Raw genomic sequence first — 16,339 nt, forward strand, 5'->3', positions numbered from 1 at the left:
CCGGCTCACCACTCGCGCTGCGACCTTGGAACCCTCAAACCGGTTTGGCAATGCCCGCCGGATCCCGCCCGCGCCTGATTTTGCCCTTTTCATTTTTGCCGACGCGTGAAATAGGAAACTGCCAAATGAGACACTCCCCGCGCGAGGTATGCTAATGGAGATTCGTGAGGCTCTCACCTTTGATGACGTGCTACTGGTGCCCGGGGCGTCTTCGGTTTTGCCGTCCACCGCCGACACCCGCACGCGCGTGACGCGGGCGATTTCGATGAACATCCCGCTCCTCAGCTCGGCGATGGACACAGTCACCGAAGGCCGGATGGCGATTGCCATGGCACAGGCAGGCGGCATCGGCGTGGTGCACCGCAATCTCAGCATCGACGAGCAGGCCCGGGAAATCCGCCGCGTGAAACGCTTTGAGAGCGGGATCGTCTACAACCCGATCACCCTGCGGGCCAATCAAACGCTGGCAGACGCCAAGGCGCTGCAGGACCGCTACCGCGTCACCGGCTTCCCGGTGGTCGACGAGAAGGGGCGGGTCGTCGGCATCGTGACCAACCGCGATATGCGCTTTGCCTCCGATGACGCGACGCCGGTGTCTGTGATGATGACCTCAGACAACCTCGCCATCCTGCATGAGCCCGCCGACCGCGAAGAGGCGATCAGCCTGATGAAAGCACGGCGCATCGAAAAGCTGCTGATCACCGATAAGGACGGCAAGCTCACCGGCCTTCTGACGCTGAAAGACACCGAACAAGCCGTGCTGAACCCCACAGCCTGTAAGGACGGGCTGGGGCGCTTGCGCGTGGCGGCGGCCACCACCGTTGGCGACGCAGGTTTCGAACGCTCCGAAGCGCTGGTGGACGCAGGGGCCGATATGATCGTGATCGATACAGCGCATGGGCACTCCGAAGGCGTTGCTGCCGCCGTCCGCCGCGCCAAGGCGCTGTCGAATGAAGTGCAGATCGTGGCGGGCAATGTCGCCACGGGAGAGGCCACCCGCGCGCTGATCGATGCGGGGGCCGACGCGGTGAAGGTCGGGATCGGGCCGGGCTCCATCTGCACCACACGCATGGTCGCAGGCGTCGGTGTGCCACAACTGACCGCGATCATGGATTGCGCCACAGCAGCGGGTGACACGCCTGTGATTGCCGATGGTGGCATCAAGTTCTCAGGCGACTTTGCCAAGGCCATCGCAGCCGGCGCCTCTTGCGCGATGGTGGGCAGCATGATTGCAGGCACGGACGAGTCGCCCGGCGAAGTCATCCTCTATCAGGGCCGCAGCTTCAAAAGCTATCGCGGCATGGGGTCGCTCGGCGCTATGGCCAGTGGTTCGGCGGATCGCTACTTCCAGAAGGACGCGGCCAGTGACAAGCTCGTTCCCGAAGGCATCGAGGGGCAGGTCGCCTACAAGGGCAGCGCGGGTGCGGTGATCCATCAGTTGGTGGGCGGGCTGCGGGCCGCCATGGGCTACACCGGCTGCGCCACGGTCGATGAGATGCGAACCAACTGCCAGTTTGTGAAGATCACCGGGGCCGGGCTCAAGGAAAGCCACGTACATGACGTACAGATCACCCGCGAGAGCCCCAACTACCGGGCTGGCTGATGCACATGCTTGCCCCCGCATGCCGTGTCAATGACGACGAGGGGATGGGATGACACCGGGCGCGCGTGTCGCAGCGGCGATGGAGATCCTTGATGTCATTACGACAGGTCGTCCGGCAGAGCAGGCACTGACCCAATGGGCGCGCCGGAGCCGCTTTGCCGGGTCGAAAGATCGCTCAGCAATCCGGGATCACGTCTTTGACGCGCTGCGGCGTTGGCGCTCTGCTGCGGCCGCGGGAGGTGGGCAAAACGGCCGGGCCGTGATGCTGGGCCTTTTGCGCGAAGACGGTCTTGATCCAGCGGAGTTCTTCACTGGCGACGGTCATGCCCCACCACCGCTGACCGATGAGGAGCTGCGCGTCCCGCTGTCGGACAAGTCCACTGGCGTCAGCTGGAACCTTCCCGATTGGATACTGCCCGAGTTCACCGGGAGCCTTGGAGCAGAGGCTCAGAAAACCGCGCAGCTGTTGCAGTCCCGCGCTTCGGTGACCCTGCGGGTCAATACCGCCAGAAGCACCCGAGCGGCAACGCAAAAAGCCCTGGCTGCAGCGGGGATCGCCACGACGCCCAATCCGCTCTGCGATACGGCGCTCACCGTGACCGAGGGCGCACGCCGCGTAAAAGCCTCCGATCCCTTCAAAGCCGGCTGGATCGAGTTTCAAGACGCGGCGTCCCAGGCGGTCGTCGCGCTACTGCCGGGCGGCGCGCGCTGTCTGGACTATTGCGCAGGCGGCGGCGGCAAGGCGCTCGCAATGGCTGCCGACGGCCGAACGGTCTTTGCGCACGACGTCGATCCGGCGCGAATGAAAGACCTGCCGGGGCGGGCAGAGAGGGCAGGGGCCACTATTGCGCAGCTCGAAACAGCCGCGCTGCAAAGCCACGCCCCGTTCGATGTCGTGCTCTGCGATGCACCCTGTTCCGGCAGCGGCTCATGGCGCCGGGCGCCCCATGGCAAATGGACCCTCAGTCCAGGCCAACTGAAAAATCTCACCAGGATCCAGGACGAGATCCTGGCGGAGGCTGCACATCTCGTCAGCCCTGAGGGTGCTCTTGTCTACGCCACCTGTTCAGTTCTGAAACGGGAAAACGAGGATCGGATCGAGACCTTTCTCGCACGGCACCCGGACTGGAGCTGCCGGTTGCAACGTCGCTTTGATGTTCAGCAACACGGCGATGGTTTTTTCACAGCACACTTGACGCGCGTTAAACTCTGACGATACTCAACCTTTGCGAGCAACGCTCAACGTGGTTAAGCCTAGATTAAGACATCAGGCGTGTAGTTGCAGCAGCGATTCGAAACGTTTGGGAGCCTGATTTTGTCGCGCGGTGCATTGACCCCCTCCAAGCTGACACAATTTGCCGTCAATGCCCAAAAGCGTCTCGGAACACTGGTTCTCGTATCCGTGCTTCTCGGTGTGCTAGCGCTCGCGACACAGGACCTCACCGCACGGCGCGCGCTCTTTGCAGGCTGCTTATCTTTACTCGCTATCTGTTGCGTCCTGATGTCGATCGCACAACGGCATATCAAAAGGCGCACAGCGACCGTAGCGACCGTGTCGGACCTGATCTCAAATGACGCCTCTGCCAGCTTCCTTGTCGACCCTCAGGGCGAGATTCTGTCGGCGAATGCAGCAGCCCAAAAGCGCTTTGAGAAGGACCTTGAAGAGACGATCAGCAGCACGCTGAAAAACACCCTCGCCAATCCGAGCGGCATTGTCTTTCGACTGCAATCGCGCGCCGATCAGGATGGCGCCGCGCGCGAAGATCTGGTGACACGCCGCGGCCACATCAGGCTCGCGGTCCATCAAGCCGGAGCAGAGATGTACCTCTGGCGTCTGGAGGATGTCCCTGCCGCAGCACAGGCCACCGATGGGCCGGCCCTGCCGATGATCCTGGTGGGCCGTACCAACGCTGTGCTGTACATGAACGAGCAGGCGCGGAAGATTGCCGGAGGACGGGTGAAAACCTTAGACCGGCTTTTTGAGCAGCTGCCCGTCATCTCCGGAACCGTCTGCAGTATCGTCGGTGCAAATGGTCCGGCCCGCGTGAGAGTTTGCGAAATGGATGCCGGCGCAGGCCGCCGGGCGCTTTACCTTCTTCCGCCGGGTGTCGAAACAATGTCGAAAGACGGCTGGAATGTTTTTCAGGATTTGCCAGTGCCGTTGCTTAAGATTGGGCAAGATGGCGAAATCCAGGCCTACAACCGGCTTGCCGCCGGCCTGATTGGCGTCGGACTGAAAGATCAGGTGCCGCTCTCTGATCTCATGGAGGGCTTAGGCCGTTCGATCACGGATTGGCTGTCGGACACACTGGCAGGCCGCGGACCACAGCACTCGGAGTTCCTCCGCCTCAAGCGGACGGACAAGGAAGTCTTTGTACAGGTGACACTCAACCGCGTCACCGAAGACGGCAAGCCAGCGCTCATCGCGGTTCTGAACGACGCCACGGAACTGAAGTCTCTGGAAGCGCAGTTCGTTCAAAGCCAGAAAATGCAGGCAATCGGTCAACTCGCTGGTGGTGTGGCGCATGACTTCAACAATCTGCTGACTGCCATCTCTGGGCATTGCGATCTGTTGTTGTTGCGACATGATCAAGGTGATCCGGACTTCAGCGATCTGGTTCAGATCAACCAGAATGCCAATCGTGCCGCCGCTCTTGTGGGGCAACTTCTGGCGTTCTCCCGCAAACAGACACTGCGTCCCGAAACGCTGGACATGCGCGACACCCTGTCGGATCTGACGCATCTCCTGAACAGGTTGGTCGGCGAGAAAATCACCCTCACATTGAGCCACGACCCGGTACTCGAACCTATTCGCGCGGACAAACGCCAACTCGAACAGGTGCTGATGAACCTTGTTGTCAACGCGCGCGATGCGATGCCCCAGGGCGGTCAAATTCGGATTGTGACGGAATGCACCGACCTCGAAGAGCCCCTCGAGCGCGATCGCGTGCGCGTCCCGCCGGGCCGATATGTGACGGTTCAGGTCTCAGACGATGGTGTCGGCATCCCGTCCGACAAATTGCAGAAGGTCTTCGAGCCTTTCTTTACCACCAAACGGACAGGGGAGGGCACCGGACTGGGGCTCTCGACTGCCTACGGCATCATCAAGCAAACAGGAGGCTATATCTTCGTCGACAGCACAGTGGGCTCGGGAACATGTTTCACACTCTACTTTCCGGTGCTTGAAGCATCCGAGGTCACGACACCGGCGCCGCGCGAAGAGGCACCAAAACCGGCGGCGAAGCATGGGGATGGCGTCATTCTTCTTGTCGAAGATGAAGCACCCGTCCGCGCGTTCGCCAGCAGGGCATTGCGCCTGCGCGGCTACACAGTGCTCGAGGCGGACTCTGCGGAGGCCGCGCTCAAAACACTCGAAGACTCGTCTCTAAACGTCGACGTGTTTGTCACGGATGTGGTCATGCCCGGAATGGATGGTCCCAGTTGGGTCCGCAAGGCTTTGAAAGATCGCCCAGGCGTGCGTGTTGTCTTCGTGTCAGGTTATGCGGAGGACAGCTTTGGGGAGACTCAAATCAAGATCCCGAATTCCGTATTTCTTCCAAAACCATTTTCGTTAAACGATCTCACGGATACCGTGCATCAACAACTGCACTAATGCGGGCCAAGAAACATCCAGGGGCTTCCAACTCTCTTTCCATACCAAGAAGAACTTCGGCCTGCGCCACGTGCATCCTGTGGTAATGCGTTGCCATAACGCATTGAGACCATTCGACCTTTCGAAAGCCACATATCTCCGCATATCTGCACAGCTGACTTAAACCACTCCTTAACCAGATTCGGGAAACTATTGGATGGTGAAATTTTGATTGAAATGTTCTGCTTTTGATCCCATAAGGAACAGAATAAGAACATCACAATGCGAAACACCGGCCTGCATTGCCGTGTTTCGCGAAGTGTGACACTAAGAGGATGGAAAAAATGGCAACGGCAGATTTATTGAGCATGGACGGCAAGAAGACAGCAGACAAGCAGAAGGCACTTGATTCCGCCCTGGCACAGATAGAGCGTCAATTCGGCAAGGGCTCGATCATGAAGCTGGGCCAGGAAGGCGCGGTGCAGGACATCAAGGCCAGCTCGACCGGGTCACTTGGCCTCGACATCGCGCTTGGCATCGGTGGTTTGCCGATGGGGCGCATTGTCGAGATCTACGGCCCCGAAAGCTCGGGGAAGACCACGCTCACGCTGCACTGCGTGGCCGAACAGCAAAAGGCAGGTGGCGTCTGCGCCTTCGTCGATGCGGAACACGCGCTCGACCCGACGTACGCCAAAAAGCTTGGTGTGGACCTTGATGAACTGTTGATCAGCCAACCGGATACCGGCGAACAAGCTCTTGAGATCACAGACACGCTGGTGCGGTCGGGTGCGGTCAATATGGTCATCGTCGACTCGGTTGCCGCGCTCACGCCAAAATCAGAACTGGAAGGCGACATGGGCGACAGCTCGGTCGGTGTGCAGGCCCGCCTGATGAGCCAGGCCATGCGCAAGCTCACAGGCTCGATCTCGCGGTCCAACTGCATGGTGATCTTCATCAACCAGATCCGTATGAAGATCGGCGTGATGTTCGGCTCACCCGAGACCACAACAGGCGGCAATGCGCTGAAGTTCTACTCCTCCGTCCGCCTCGACATCCGTCGCATCGGCGCGCTGAAGGACCGCGACGAGGTGGTGGGCAACCACACCCGCGTGAAGGTCGTGAAGAACAAGGTCGCCGCCCCCTTCAAGCAGGTGGAATTCGACATCATGTATGGCGAAGGCATCTCCAAGATGGGCGAGCTGCTTGATCTTGGCGTTGCCGCCGGTGTCGTGGACAAATCCGGTTCGTGGTTCAGCTACGGCGACGAGCGCATAGGGCAGGGGCGCGAGAATGCAAAAAGCTTCCTTCGCGAGAATGAGCAAATGGCGCTCGAGATCGAAGACAAGATCCGTGCCGCCCACGGGCTTGATTTCGACATGCCCGAGCAAGAGCGCACCGAAGACGACGACATTCTCGAAGCGTAAGACACACCTCACTCGTCCAGCTCAGCGCTGCTGAACATACTCAGGACACAGGGCGGCCCGCGCGGCGGCCCTGTTTTCGTTTGCAATCGCCGTGGACAGCCGCGAACCACCGGGTTATCTCAGCCAAGCCAACCTCACGCTCAAGGGCCCGCCATGCAAACGCTGAACGACATCCGCTCCACCTTCCTGTCTTACTTCGACAAGCAGGGTCACGCGGTTGTGCCGTCGAGCCCTTTGGTGCCGCGCAACGACCCGACCCTGATGTTTGCAAACTCCGGCATGGTGCAGTTCAAGAACCTCTTCACCGGGGTCGAGACGCGCGATTACAAGCGCGCCACTACCGCGCAGAAATGTGTGCGCGCAGGCGGCAAGCACAACGATCTGGACAATGTGGGCTACACCGCGCGCCATCATACCTTCTTCGAAATGCTGGGAAATTTCAGCTTTGGTGACTACTTCAAGGATGAGGCGATTGCCTTCGCCTGGGGGCTTGTGACCGGTGACTTGGGCATCGACAAATCTCGGCTGTATGTCACGATCTATCACACCGATGACGAGGCAGCGGAGATCTGGAAGAAGGTGGGCGTGCCGGAAGACCGGATCATCCGCATCGCCACGAATGATAACTTCTGGATGATGGGCCCGACCGGCCCTTGTGGTCCGTGCACCGAGATTTTCTACGACCACGGCGATCACATCTGGGGTGGGCCTCCGGGCAGCCCGGAGGAGGACGGCGACCGCTTTGTGGAGATCTGGAACCTCGTCTTCATGCAGTACGAGCAGTTCGAAGATGGCACCCGGCGCGATCTCGCCGCGCAGTCCATCGACACCGGTATGGGGATCGAGCGCGTGGCAGCGCTGCTGCAGGGCACCAACGACAACTATGCGACCGACCTAATGCGCTCCCTCATCGAGGCCTCCGCAGATGCCACCAGCACAGACCCGGATGGCCCAGGCAAGACCCACCACCGGGTCATTGCCGATCACCTGCGCTCCACCTCTTTCCTGATGGCTGATGGAGTGATGCCGTCCAACGACGGGCGCGGCTATGTGCTGCGCCGGATCATGCGGCGCGCGATGCGACACGCGCATCAGTTGGGTGCCAATGATCCGCTGATGCACCGCCTTGTGCCGTCGCTGGTCCGGAAGATGGGCGCGGCGTACCCCGAACTCGGTCAGGCGCAGAGCATGATCGAACAGACGTTGCTGCAGGAAGAAACCCGCTTCCGCCAAACGCTGGATCGCGGCCTGAAACTGCTGGATGAAGAGCTGGCCGGGTTGCCCGATGGCGCCGACCTTCCGGGCGCCGCGGCCTTCAAGCTCTATGATACCTACGGCTTCCCGCTCGACCTCACTCAGGATGCGCTGCGCGAAAAAGGCCGCACGGTAGATACCGACGGCTTCGACGCCGCCATGGCCGAGCAGAAGGCCAAGGCCCGCGCGGCCTGGTCGGGGTCTGGCGAGGCGGCTGACTCCACGATCTGGTTCGACGTGGCCGACAAGCACGGCACAACCGACTTCCTAGGCTATGACACCGAGACAGCCGAGGGGCAGATCGTCGCTTTGGTGAAAGACGGAAAGGACGTGTCTAAGGCGAAATCCGGCGATACAGTGCAGATTGCCCTGAACCAGACACCTTTTTATGCCGAAAGTGGCGGGCAAGTGGGGGACAGCGGCCTCATTCGGACCCCGGATGGCACCGCTAAGATCACCGACACACGCAAGACAGCTGATGTCTTCATCCACATCGCGACGGTCGCCGAGGGGACGTTGAAGGCCGGTGAGGCTGCCGTACTGGAGGTGGATCATGCCCGCCGCACGGCCATCCGCGCCAACCACTCCGCCACGCATCTGCTGCACGAAGCGTTGCGTGAGGCTTTGGGGGATCACGTCGCACAGCGCGGTTCGCTCAACGCCGAAGACCGTCTGCGGTTTGACTTCAGCCACACGCAAGCGCTCAGCCACGATGAGCTGGCGCAGGTCGAGGCGGATGTGAACGCCTACATCCGCCAGAACGCACCCGTTGAGACGCGCATCATGACGCCCGACGATGCGCGCGCTCTTGGGGCCCAGGCGCTCTTTGGCGAGAAATACGGCGACGAGGTGCGCGTGGTCTCCATGGGGCGCCGACCGGGTTCCGGTAAAGGCCGGGATGGGGACACTTATTCGCTGGAGCTTTGCGGTGGCACGCATGTGCGCCAGACGGGCGACATTGGCGCCTTCGTGACCCTAGGCGACAGCGCCAGCAGCGCGGGTGTGCGCCGGATCGAAGCGCTAACCGGTGCGGCTGCACTGCAATTCCTGCGCGCGCAGGATCATCGCCTTGCAGAAGTCGCGTCTGACCTTAAGGCCCAAGCCGCAGATGTGCCGGACCGTGTCCGCGCGCTACTGGATGAGCGCCGCGCGTTGAGCAATGAGGTGGCGCAGCTGCGCCGCGAGTTGGCCATGGCCGGCGGCGGCACATCAGGCAGCCCCGAGACGCGCGAGATCGCAGGCATCCCCTTCATGGCACAGGTGCTTTCCGGCGTGACCGGCAAGGACCTGCCCGCGCTGGTGGATCAGTTCAAGGACAAGCTGGGGCGTGGCGCGGTGCTGCTCATCGCGGATGCCGATGGCAAAGCGGCCGTGGCCGCTGGCGTGACCGCAGACCTCACTGATACAGTCTCGGCCGTCGATGTGGTGAAAGCCGCCGTGGCGGAACTGGGCGGCAAGGGCGGTGGCGGGCGGCCCGATATGGCACAGGGCGGCGCAAAGGATGCCGCCAACGCCGATGCCGCCATTGCCGCGGCTGAAAGAGTCTTGGGAGGATAATCGAATGGGCGCACTCTGGATCGCACATGTCACCGTCACCGACGAAGAAGCCTACTCCAAATATGCAGCCCTCGCGACCGAGGCGATCGCCGCCCACGGCGGGCAGTTCATTGCCCGGGGCGGAAGGTTTGTACAGCTGGAAGGCCAAGCCCGCCCCCGCAATGTGGTGGCGCGCTTTCCCGATGTCGAGACCGCAGAAAAGTGCTATAATTCAGATACCTACCAGCGCGCCTTGAACCACGCGCGCGATGCATCTGAACGCGAACTGATGATCATCGAGACCAGCGAGTAAACGCTGTCCTTCATTCTTCTGAAAATACTCAAATCCGGGCGTCAGCTGGCCTTCGCCATGCGTTTGCGCTCATGCGGGTCCAGATACCGCTTCCGCAACCGGATCGCATTTGGCGTGACTTCCACCAGCTCATCATCGTCGATGTAGGCAATCGCCTCTTCCAGGGACAGCGTCATGGGCGTGGTCAGCCGCACCGCCTCATCCGTGCCGGACGCGCGCACGTTGGTCAGCTTCTTGCCCTTGAGCGGGTTCACCTCAAGATCATTCTCGCGGCTGTGCTCGCCGATGATCATGCCGGTATAGACATCCGTCTGCGCCCCGATCATCATCTTGCCACGCTCTTCGAGGTTCCAAAGCGCATAAGCCACAGAAGCGCCATTCTCCATGGAAATCAGCACACCCGCCCGGCGGCCAGGGATTGGCCCTTTATGCGGCGCCCACTCATGGAACACACGGTTCAGCACGCCAGTGCCGCGCGTATCGGTCAGAAACTCGCCGTGATAACCAATGAGACCCCGTGAGGGCACGTGCGCGACAATCCGGGTCTTGCCCGCGCCCGCAGGCTTCATCTCGACCAACTCGCCGCGCCGCAAGCCAGTGATCTTCTCGATCACGGCGCCGGAGTATTCGTCGTCTACGTCGATGGTGGCTTCTTCGATGGGCTCGTGCCGCACGCCATCGATCTCGCGGAAAAGCACCTGCGGACGCGAAATGCTCAGCTCGAAGCCTTCGCGGCGCATGTTTTCAATCAACACACCCATCTGCAATTCCCCACGGCCCGCGACCTCAAAGGCCTCTCCACTTGGGGTATCGCTGACCTTGATGGCCACGTTGCTCTCGGCCTCTTTCATCAGCCGCTCGCGGATCACACGGCTCTGCACCTTCTTGCCATCGCGACCCGCCAGCGGGCTGTCGTTGATGCCGAAGGTCACAGTAATGGTGGGCGGATCAATCGGCTGCGCGGGCAGGGCCTCCGTCACCTGCGGGGCCACAATGCTGTCGGCCACCGTCGCCTTCGCCATGCCCGCAAGGCTCACGATGTCACCGGCTTCGGCCAATTCAATCGGCTGCTGTGTCAGCCCGCGAAAAGCAAGGATCTTCGTCACGCGGAAGTTTTCAACGAGCGTCCCGTCGCGGGACAACGCCTTCACGGTTTCTCCAGCCTTCAGCGTACCGGATTCAACGCGGCCCGTGAGAATGCGCCCAATGAACGGGTCGGCGCCGAGCGTGGTCGCCAGCATCCGGAAAGGCTCATCCCGCTGCGCCACCTGAGACGGCCCGGGTACGTGATGCACGATCAGATCAAAGAGGGCGGACAAATCCTCGCGCGGGCCGTCCAACTCCATATCCGCCCAGCCATTGCGGCCCGAGGCGTACATCGCCGGGAAATCCAGCTGGTCGTCATCAGCACCGAGATTGGCAAAAAGATCAAAGCATTCGTCCAGCGCGCGGTCCGGCTCTGCATCCGGCTTGTCGACCTTGTTCAGCACCACGATCGGGCGCAACCCCAGCGCCAAGGCCTTGGAGGTCACGAACTTAGTCTGCGGCATCGGGCCTTCGGCAGCGTCGACCAGCAGCACCACACCATCGACCATGGACAGGATGCGCTCCACCTCGCCGCCAAAATCGGCGTGACCCGGCGTGTCGACAATGTTGATCCGCGTGCCCTTCCACTCAACGCTGGTCGCTTTGGCAAGAATCGTGATGCCCCGCTCCCGCTCCAGGTCGTTGCTATCCATGGCGCGCTCGGCCGTCGTCTGATTTTCCCGGAAGGTCCCAGATTGTTTAAGCAATTCATCCACCAGTGTGGTCTTGCCGTGGTCGACGTGAGCGATGATCGCTATGTTGCGCAGTTTCATGACGTAAGCCTTCAAAAGCCGAGAGCGTGGCGCTTGTACGTGTGGTTTGGTGGCCTTACATCGCTGCGACGCAGAATACTAGACGGAATGTGCCAGCACCTAGACCGTCGCGCTCAGGTGTGGCGAGGGCGGAGGTGGCGACTCTCTTCCAAAATCTTTTCGTGGGACAGTACTGACAGCATTTTTTTACATTGGGCCCTTTTCGGAGTCGAATAGGGGTGGTCGCAGATTGCCTTCATATTGAGATCTGAGAGCGCCGCAAGCTGAGTGTCACCAAGCAGGTAGCGGCGCCGCGTTCAAGATGTCCTCGGCTGTAAGCCAGTCACGCAAATCGAGCACTTTCCGTTCTCCTTGCATTTCAGCAAGATAGGGGATTTGTCACAACCCAGTTCGAAGCTCGCCGTTGTGTGAGCTCATAGGTTTGCCAGCGCCGTCGGCTCCGTGGATCCAGGGAGGTAGCGGCGCAGCCCTTTGTTGGTGTTCTCGACGTTCCTTTCTGTCACGGGGCTTGCGGATCGCAGAACCGGCTGTCCGCGCCAATCCCGTCTTTGAGATGCTTCCAGGCCGAGAACTCGGTGCCACGATCAGAGGTAATGGATCGACGCGCGTCGGCGGGCAGGGGAGCGGGGCCCTGGATCAGGGCCTCTATGATCGGTTTGGATTGGCGATCCCTCGTTTCGCATGACCACCGCATAGCGGCGCACGCGCACGACCAGGGAGGTGACGTTCACCTTTCCATGCTCTTTGCGGAACATTATCAGATCGCATTGCCAATGGCCGAATTCAGGGCGCTCCGCGATGCGCTTATGCGTCCGATTGTGCCTGCGATAGCCAAGCGGTCTGCGGCGACGCCGATATTCCGGTAAATGGCGGTAAAAACTGTTGCGCGTGCCCATCATGGGAATAGGCGAAGCGATAGATCGTCTCGTGGCTCATCTGGATGCACGATCATCTTGCGGTGATTTGCACTTCGGATTTTAGTCCACCCTTTGTGTGTGAGCGATACTTGAACTGCGACTCTTGTTGACGTGAGGGTAGGGTGCTCATCGTAATTCTTCCATCATCTTTTTGCGGAAGACTTCAGCGGGTGTCTTCCATCCGAGACACTTTCGGGGTGTGTTGTTGAGGTGATCGCAGATCACTTTCATATCGCGATCTGTGCATCGCCGGATATCGCGCTTACGCGGCAGCCAGCGTCGGATGCGGCGGTTTGTGTTCTCAACGGCGCCTTTTTGCCAGGGCGAAGACGGATCACAGAACCAAGTTTGTGTCCCGATCTCAGCCTGCAGGTGGGGCCAGCTTACAAACTCGGTGCCGCGGTCGAAGGTGATTGACTTGCGTGCTGTAAAGGGGAGGTCACGGATGGCCTCCATGATCTTTCCCATGACCGGCTTCGTCCGCTTGTTCGGGTTCTTCAGGATGACTGTGAACCTGCTGACGCGCTCAACAAGCGAGGTCACATTGGTCTGGCCAAGCTTTTGTTTGAACAGCATCAAATCAGCCTCCCAATGACCAAACTGGCGGCGATGTGCCACATCATCGGGTCTAAACAAGATGCTGACGTCACGATGGAACTTTGGCTCTCTGCGTCGTCTGGTGCGACGCGGTCTGCGAGCGACACGGTGGGTTGGCAGGTATCACCATAGATCATCACGTTGACCGTCTTTGGAGTAGATATAGCGGTAGATGGTTTCTTGGCAGACCCTTGGCTTGGCACCTTCATGGATCATGCGATTGTCAATTTGCTCTGGTGTCCATCCATTCTTGATGCGCTCGATCACACGTTTGCACAGGTCGGGGTATTTGATCAGTTTGCGTTGTCGTGCACGTCGATCTGCCGCCATCAGCTGAGCGGCGGCGCCGTAGTAGCCATCACACTTTGGCATGCATTCATCAGAGAAGTGATTGCGTTTGAGTTCTCGGAAAATCGTCGAACGACAGCGCTTCAATACAGGCGCCATCTCATCAACAGAGACCTTTGCGTGTCTCCAGCGTTCAATTTTGCGTCGTTCTGTGATACTCAGTTGGCTATAGACAGCTCCCACGCCGATTCCTCTCGTCAGATAACATGTTGTTTTCTAACAAGAGTCGCACTTCAGAGTAGCGCGCTCCTTGATCTACATATAAATTGATAATCAGTATTATGTAAATCATTAATATATGCTCAAATACACCACTTCATATGCTACGACACAGTCGGTATCGTTCTACGTAACAAAGAATGACGAGGCCGAAATGAGAGATAGACACCGGACCGGCGATGAACTGCGACGGCAGGTTTTGGGTGATACGCATGTGGACCGCGCTGACGCTGAGATGACCGATGTTGATCGCGACTTTCAAACGCTGATCACAGAAAGCGCCTGGGGCACGGTCTGGGCGTCTGATGGTATCAGTCTGCGCGAGCGCTCGATGCTTACTCTGGCTCTCTTGGCAGCGACCGGAAACTTCGAAGAGATACCCATGCACATTCGCGCAACAGCAAACACCGGCGCCAGTCAGCGGGATGTGATTGAAGCATTCCAACATGTTGCGATCTACGCAGGCATCCCTCGCGCAAACCATGCGCTCAAGCTGGCCAAACAGACCTTCGACGAAATGGCTGCAAGCCGTGAGTAAAACGAGAGCTGGCTTCATTCAGCGGGATTGGAGCCGCCAACCTGCAGCTTTGACGCCGCGCTACAGATCCAGCGAATTCAGATCGCCAAAGCACCCAAGGATCTCGATGCCGAGCACGCTGAGCGAGGAAAGTGGTCCCGTTTTCGGCTCAGTTGCTCTTGGTCCACTGGACGGTGATCTCACAATCAACTTTGCCCAACCGGGTGAAACAGCGATAGGCCCTCGGATTATCGTTCATGGTAGGGTTCACGACGAAACGGGACACCCAGTTTCTGGTGCTTTACTCGAGGTTTGGCAAGCCAATGCTGGCGGGCGATACCGCCACAAGAATGAAGGCTACCTCGCACCACTTGACCCGAACTTCGGCGGCTGCGGTCGGGTGACAACCGATGAAAACGGTGTGTATGCGCTTCGAACGGTGATGCCGGGCCCCTACCCCTGGCCCAATGGCACCAACGATTGGCGTCCGGCCCATATTCACTTCTCAGTCTTCGGTCATAGCTTTGCACAACGTCTGATCACGCAGATGTATTTTGAAGGGGATCCGCTGATCTGGCGCTGTCCAATCGTGGCCTCTGTGTCGGATCGGACCGCCATCGAGCGACTGATTGCACCGCTGGATATGGACGCTACCGTCCCCATGGATGCGCGGGCCTATCGGTTCGACATCGTTCTTCGGGGCCGTCGCGCAACCTATTTCGAGAACCGGCCGGAGGGGATCTGATGGCTGATCTACATGAGACCGCGTCTCAAACTGCGGGGCCCTACGTTCACATCGGATGTATGCCGAATGCAGCCGGCATCGCGGGTGTGTATCCCGATGATCTCGGAGTACAGATGGTCCGGGCAGATACACCAGGCCAGCACATCACCGTTTCAGGACACATCTATGATGGCACAGGTGCGGCCGTGAAAGATGCGCTTGTGGAGGTATGGCAGGCAGACGCCGATGGCAACTACCCCGAAGACGGAACCGGCTTTACAGGTTGGGGACGGACCGCGTCGGACCCGGACACTGGCCTCTGGCACTTCGAGACGATAAAGCCCGGGCCGGTGACACATGGTGAAGGTCTGGCGATGGCGCCTCATCTCACCTTGTGGATCGCTGCGCGGGGGATCAATATCGGGCTGCATACGCGCATGTACTTTCCAGAAGACACCGACGCCCACGCCACAGATCCGGTCCTGGCCCGGATCAAACAACCGTTACGTTCCGATACACTGATTGCCTCCCCACAAGGTGAAGCAGCGTACAACTTCAATATTCACCTCCAAGGCCTTGGAGAAACGGTATTTTTCGATGTCTGATCCTTGTATCCTCTGTGTGGCGATCACCGGCAGCGTGCCGACCAAGGCGGCAAACCCGGCTGTTCCGATTTCGGTGGCTGAGCAGATCGAAAGCACGCACGAAGCCTTTGAAGCCGGTGCAGCAATCTGTCATGCGCATGTGAGGAACGCCGACGAGACGCCCTCGTCCGATCCCGAGAAGTTTGCGCGGCTGAAAGAAGGTGTGGAAAAGCACTGCCCCGGTATGATTGTCCAGTTTTCGACGGGCGGGCGATCGGGTGCAGGTCGGGAACGTGGCGGGATGCTACCGTTGCGTCCGGATATGGCTTCGCTGTCCGTTGGCTCGAACAATTTTCCAACCCGCGTCTACGAGAACCCGCCTGATCTGGTCGCATGGCTGTCGGGCGAGATGAAGACCTATGAGGTCACGCCCGAAATCGAAGCTTTCGATCTGTCGCATCTCCTGCATGCGATCGAGATGCACAGGTCAGGCGCGCTTTACGGCAAGCTCTACGTGCAATTCGTCATGGGCGTAAAAAACGCGATGCCAGCGGACAGACAGGTGTTCGACTTCTATGTCGAGACGATGAAGGCGCGGGCACCGGATGCGCTTTGGTGTGCAGCGGGCATTGGTCCTGCGCAGATTGAGGTCAATGAATGGGCCATCGCTGCGGGCGGCCACACCCGCGCCGGATTGGAAGACAATGTGCGGTTGGATCGAGATACGCTTGCGCCGTCTAATGCGGCCCTGATCGCGCGGGCGGCAAAGCTCTGCGAAAAGTATGAGCGTCCGGTGGCCACGTGGCAGCAGGCGCGCAAGATGTTGGGGCTGCGGCAAGTCGAGGCCTAGTC

11 protein-coding genes and 2 pseudogenes are annotated in these 16,339 nt (G+C 59.8%); 10 read left to right on the forward strand and 3 right to left on the reverse strand.

Annotated features, from left to right (window positions below):
• Window positions 1-154: 154 nt before the first annotated feature.
• From guaB to Q1A71_RS10780, 6 genes are all read left to right on the forward strand, one after another.
• Complete coding sequence (gene guaB / locus Q1A71_RS10755; protein WP_299675301.1) at window positions 155-1,603, forward strand: IMP dehydrogenase; 1,449 nt, start codon at window positions 155-157, stop codon at window positions 1,601-1,603.
• A gap of 49 nt (window positions 1,604-1,652) precedes the next feature.
• Window positions 1,653-2,816, forward strand: coding sequence for an RsmB/NOP family class I SAM-dependent RNA methyltransferase (locus Q1A71_RS10760; protein WP_299675304.1), 1,164 nt, complete (start codon window positions 1,653-1,655; stop codon window positions 2,814-2,816).
• 288 nt (window positions 2,817-3,104) lie between these two features.
• On the forward strand, window positions 3,105-5,216 hold the full coding sequence (locus Q1A71_RS10765; protein ID WP_299675307.1) for an ATP-binding protein: 2,112 nt from the start codon (window positions 3,105-3,107) through the stop codon (window positions 5,214-5,216).
• Window positions 5,217-5,539: 323 nt separating this feature from the next.
• Window positions 5,540-6,619: a recombinase RecA gene (gene recA, locus Q1A71_RS10770; RefSeq protein WP_299675310.1), complete on the forward strand. Its 1,080-nt coding sequence runs from the start codon at window positions 5,540-5,542 to the stop codon at window positions 6,617-6,619.
• A gap of 153 nt (window positions 6,620-6,772) precedes the next feature.
• Window positions 6,773-9,430 carry an alanine--tRNA ligase gene (alaS, locus tag Q1A71_RS10775; protein WP_299675313.1) on the forward strand — a complete coding sequence of 886 codons (2,658 nt, stop codon included), beginning with the start codon at window positions 6,773-6,775 and terminating at the stop codon, window positions 9,428-9,430.
• 4 nt (window positions 9,431-9,434) lie between these two features.
• Window positions 9,435-9,722 (forward strand): DUF1330 domain-containing protein, encoded by a 288-nt coding sequence (locus Q1A71_RS10780; RefSeq protein WP_299675315.1) that lies wholly within the window; start codon window positions 9,435-9,437, stop codon window positions 9,720-9,722.
• Window positions 9,723-9,763: 41 nt separating this feature from the next.
• Here the strand turns inward: Q1A71_RS10780 and typA are convergent, their stop codons facing one another.
• From typA to Q1A71_RS10795, 3 genes and pseudogenes are all read right to left on the reverse strand, one after another.
• On the reverse strand, window positions 9,764-11,581 hold the full coding sequence (typA, locus tag Q1A71_RS10785) for a translational GTPase TypA (RefSeq protein ID WP_299675318.1): 1,818 nt from the start codon (window positions 11,579-11,581) through the stop codon (window positions 9,764-9,766).
• A gap of 428 nt (window positions 11,582-12,009) precedes the next feature.
• Window positions 12,010-12,523: pseudogene (locus tag Q1A71_RS10790) on the reverse strand (IS30 family transposase); the annotation flags it as partial.
• 101 nt (window positions 12,524-12,624) lie between these two features.
• Window positions 12,625-13,626 (reverse strand): annotated as a pseudogene (locus Q1A71_RS10795) (IS30 family transposase).
• A 190-nt stretch (window positions 13,627-13,816) separates the two neighbouring features.
• Here Q1A71_RS10795 and pcaC point away from each other — a divergent pair.
• From pcaC to Q1A71_RS10815, 4 genes are read left to right on the forward strand one after another with little or no spacing between them, the layout of a single operon-like run.
• The gene (gene pcaC, locus Q1A71_RS10800) at window positions 13,817-14,200 is read left to right on the forward strand and encodes a 4-carboxymuconolactone decarboxylase (protein ID WP_299675736.1); all 384 of its coding nucleotides are present in this window, start codon (window positions 13,817-13,819) and stop codon (window positions 14,198-14,200) included.
• A gap of 16 nt (window positions 14,201-14,216) precedes the next feature.
• On the forward strand, window positions 14,217-14,924 hold the full coding sequence (gene pcaH / locus Q1A71_RS10805; protein ID WP_299675738.1) for a protocatechuate 3,4-dioxygenase subunit beta: 708 nt from the start codon (window positions 14,217-14,219) through the stop codon (window positions 14,922-14,924).
• Entirely contained in the window at window positions 14,924-15,508 is a 585-nt protein-coding gene (pcaG, locus tag Q1A71_RS10810; RefSeq protein ID WP_299675321.1) for a protocatechuate 3,4-dioxygenase subunit alpha, read from the forward strand. Before pcaH ends, pcaG begins: the two co-directional genes overlap by 1 nt.
• The gene (locus tag Q1A71_RS10815; RefSeq protein WP_299675324.1) at window positions 15,501-16,337 is read left to right on the forward strand and encodes a 3-keto-5-aminohexanoate cleavage protein; all 837 of its coding nucleotides are present in this window, start codon (window positions 15,501-15,503) and stop codon (window positions 16,335-16,337) included. The genes pcaG and Q1A71_RS10815 overlap by 8 nt, the downstream gene beginning before the upstream one ends.
• Window positions 16,338-16,339 lie beyond the last annotated feature (2 nt).

The sequence above is a fragment of the uncultured Roseobacter sp. genome (assembly GCF_947493125.1).
In the GTDB taxonomy this organism is placed as follows: domain Bacteria; phylum Pseudomonadota; class Alphaproteobacteria; order Rhodobacterales; family Rhodobacteraceae; genus Roseobacter.

What these genes read in the sequence shown, in the direction of transcription:
- guaB (WP_299675301.1), top strand. Translation starts at nt 155, where the DNA reads ATGGAGATTCGTGAGGCTCTCACCTTTGATGACGTGCTACTGGTGCCC.
- Q1A71_RS10760 (WP_299675304.1), top strand. Translation starts at nt 1,653, where the DNA reads ATGACACCGGGCGCGCGTGTCGCAGCGGCGATGGAGATCCTTGATGTC.
- Q1A71_RS10765 (WP_299675307.1), top strand. Translation starts at nt 3,105, where the DNA reads ATGTCGATCGCACAACGGCATATCAAAAGGCGCACAGCGACCGTAGCG.
- recA (WP_299675310.1), top strand. Translation starts at nt 5,540, where the DNA reads ATGGCAACGGCAGATTTATTGAGCATGGACGGCAAGAAGACAGCAGAC.
- alaS (WP_299675313.1), top strand. Translation starts at nt 6,773, where the DNA reads ATGCAAACGCTGAACGACATCCGCTCCACCTTCCTGTCTTACTTCGAC.
- Q1A71_RS10780 (WP_299675315.1), top strand. Translation starts at nt 9,435, where the DNA reads ATGGGCGCACTCTGGATCGCACATGTCACCGTCACCGACGAAGAAGCC.
- typA (WP_299675318.1), bottom strand. Translation starts at nt 11,581, where the DNA reads ATGAAACTGCGCAACATAGCGATCATCGCTCACGTCGACCACGGCAAG.
- pcaC (WP_299675736.1), top strand. Translation starts at nt 13,817, where the DNA reads ATGAGAGATAGACACCGGACCGGCGATGAACTGCGACGGCAGGTTTTG.
- pcaG (WP_299675321.1), top strand. Translation starts at nt 14,924, where the DNA reads ATGGCTGATCTACATGAGACCGCGTCTCAAACTGCGGGGCCCTACGTT.
- Q1A71_RS10815 (WP_299675324.1), top strand. Translation starts at nt 15,501, where the DNA reads ATGTCTGATCCTTGTATCCTCTGTGTGGCGATCACCGGCAGCGTGCCG.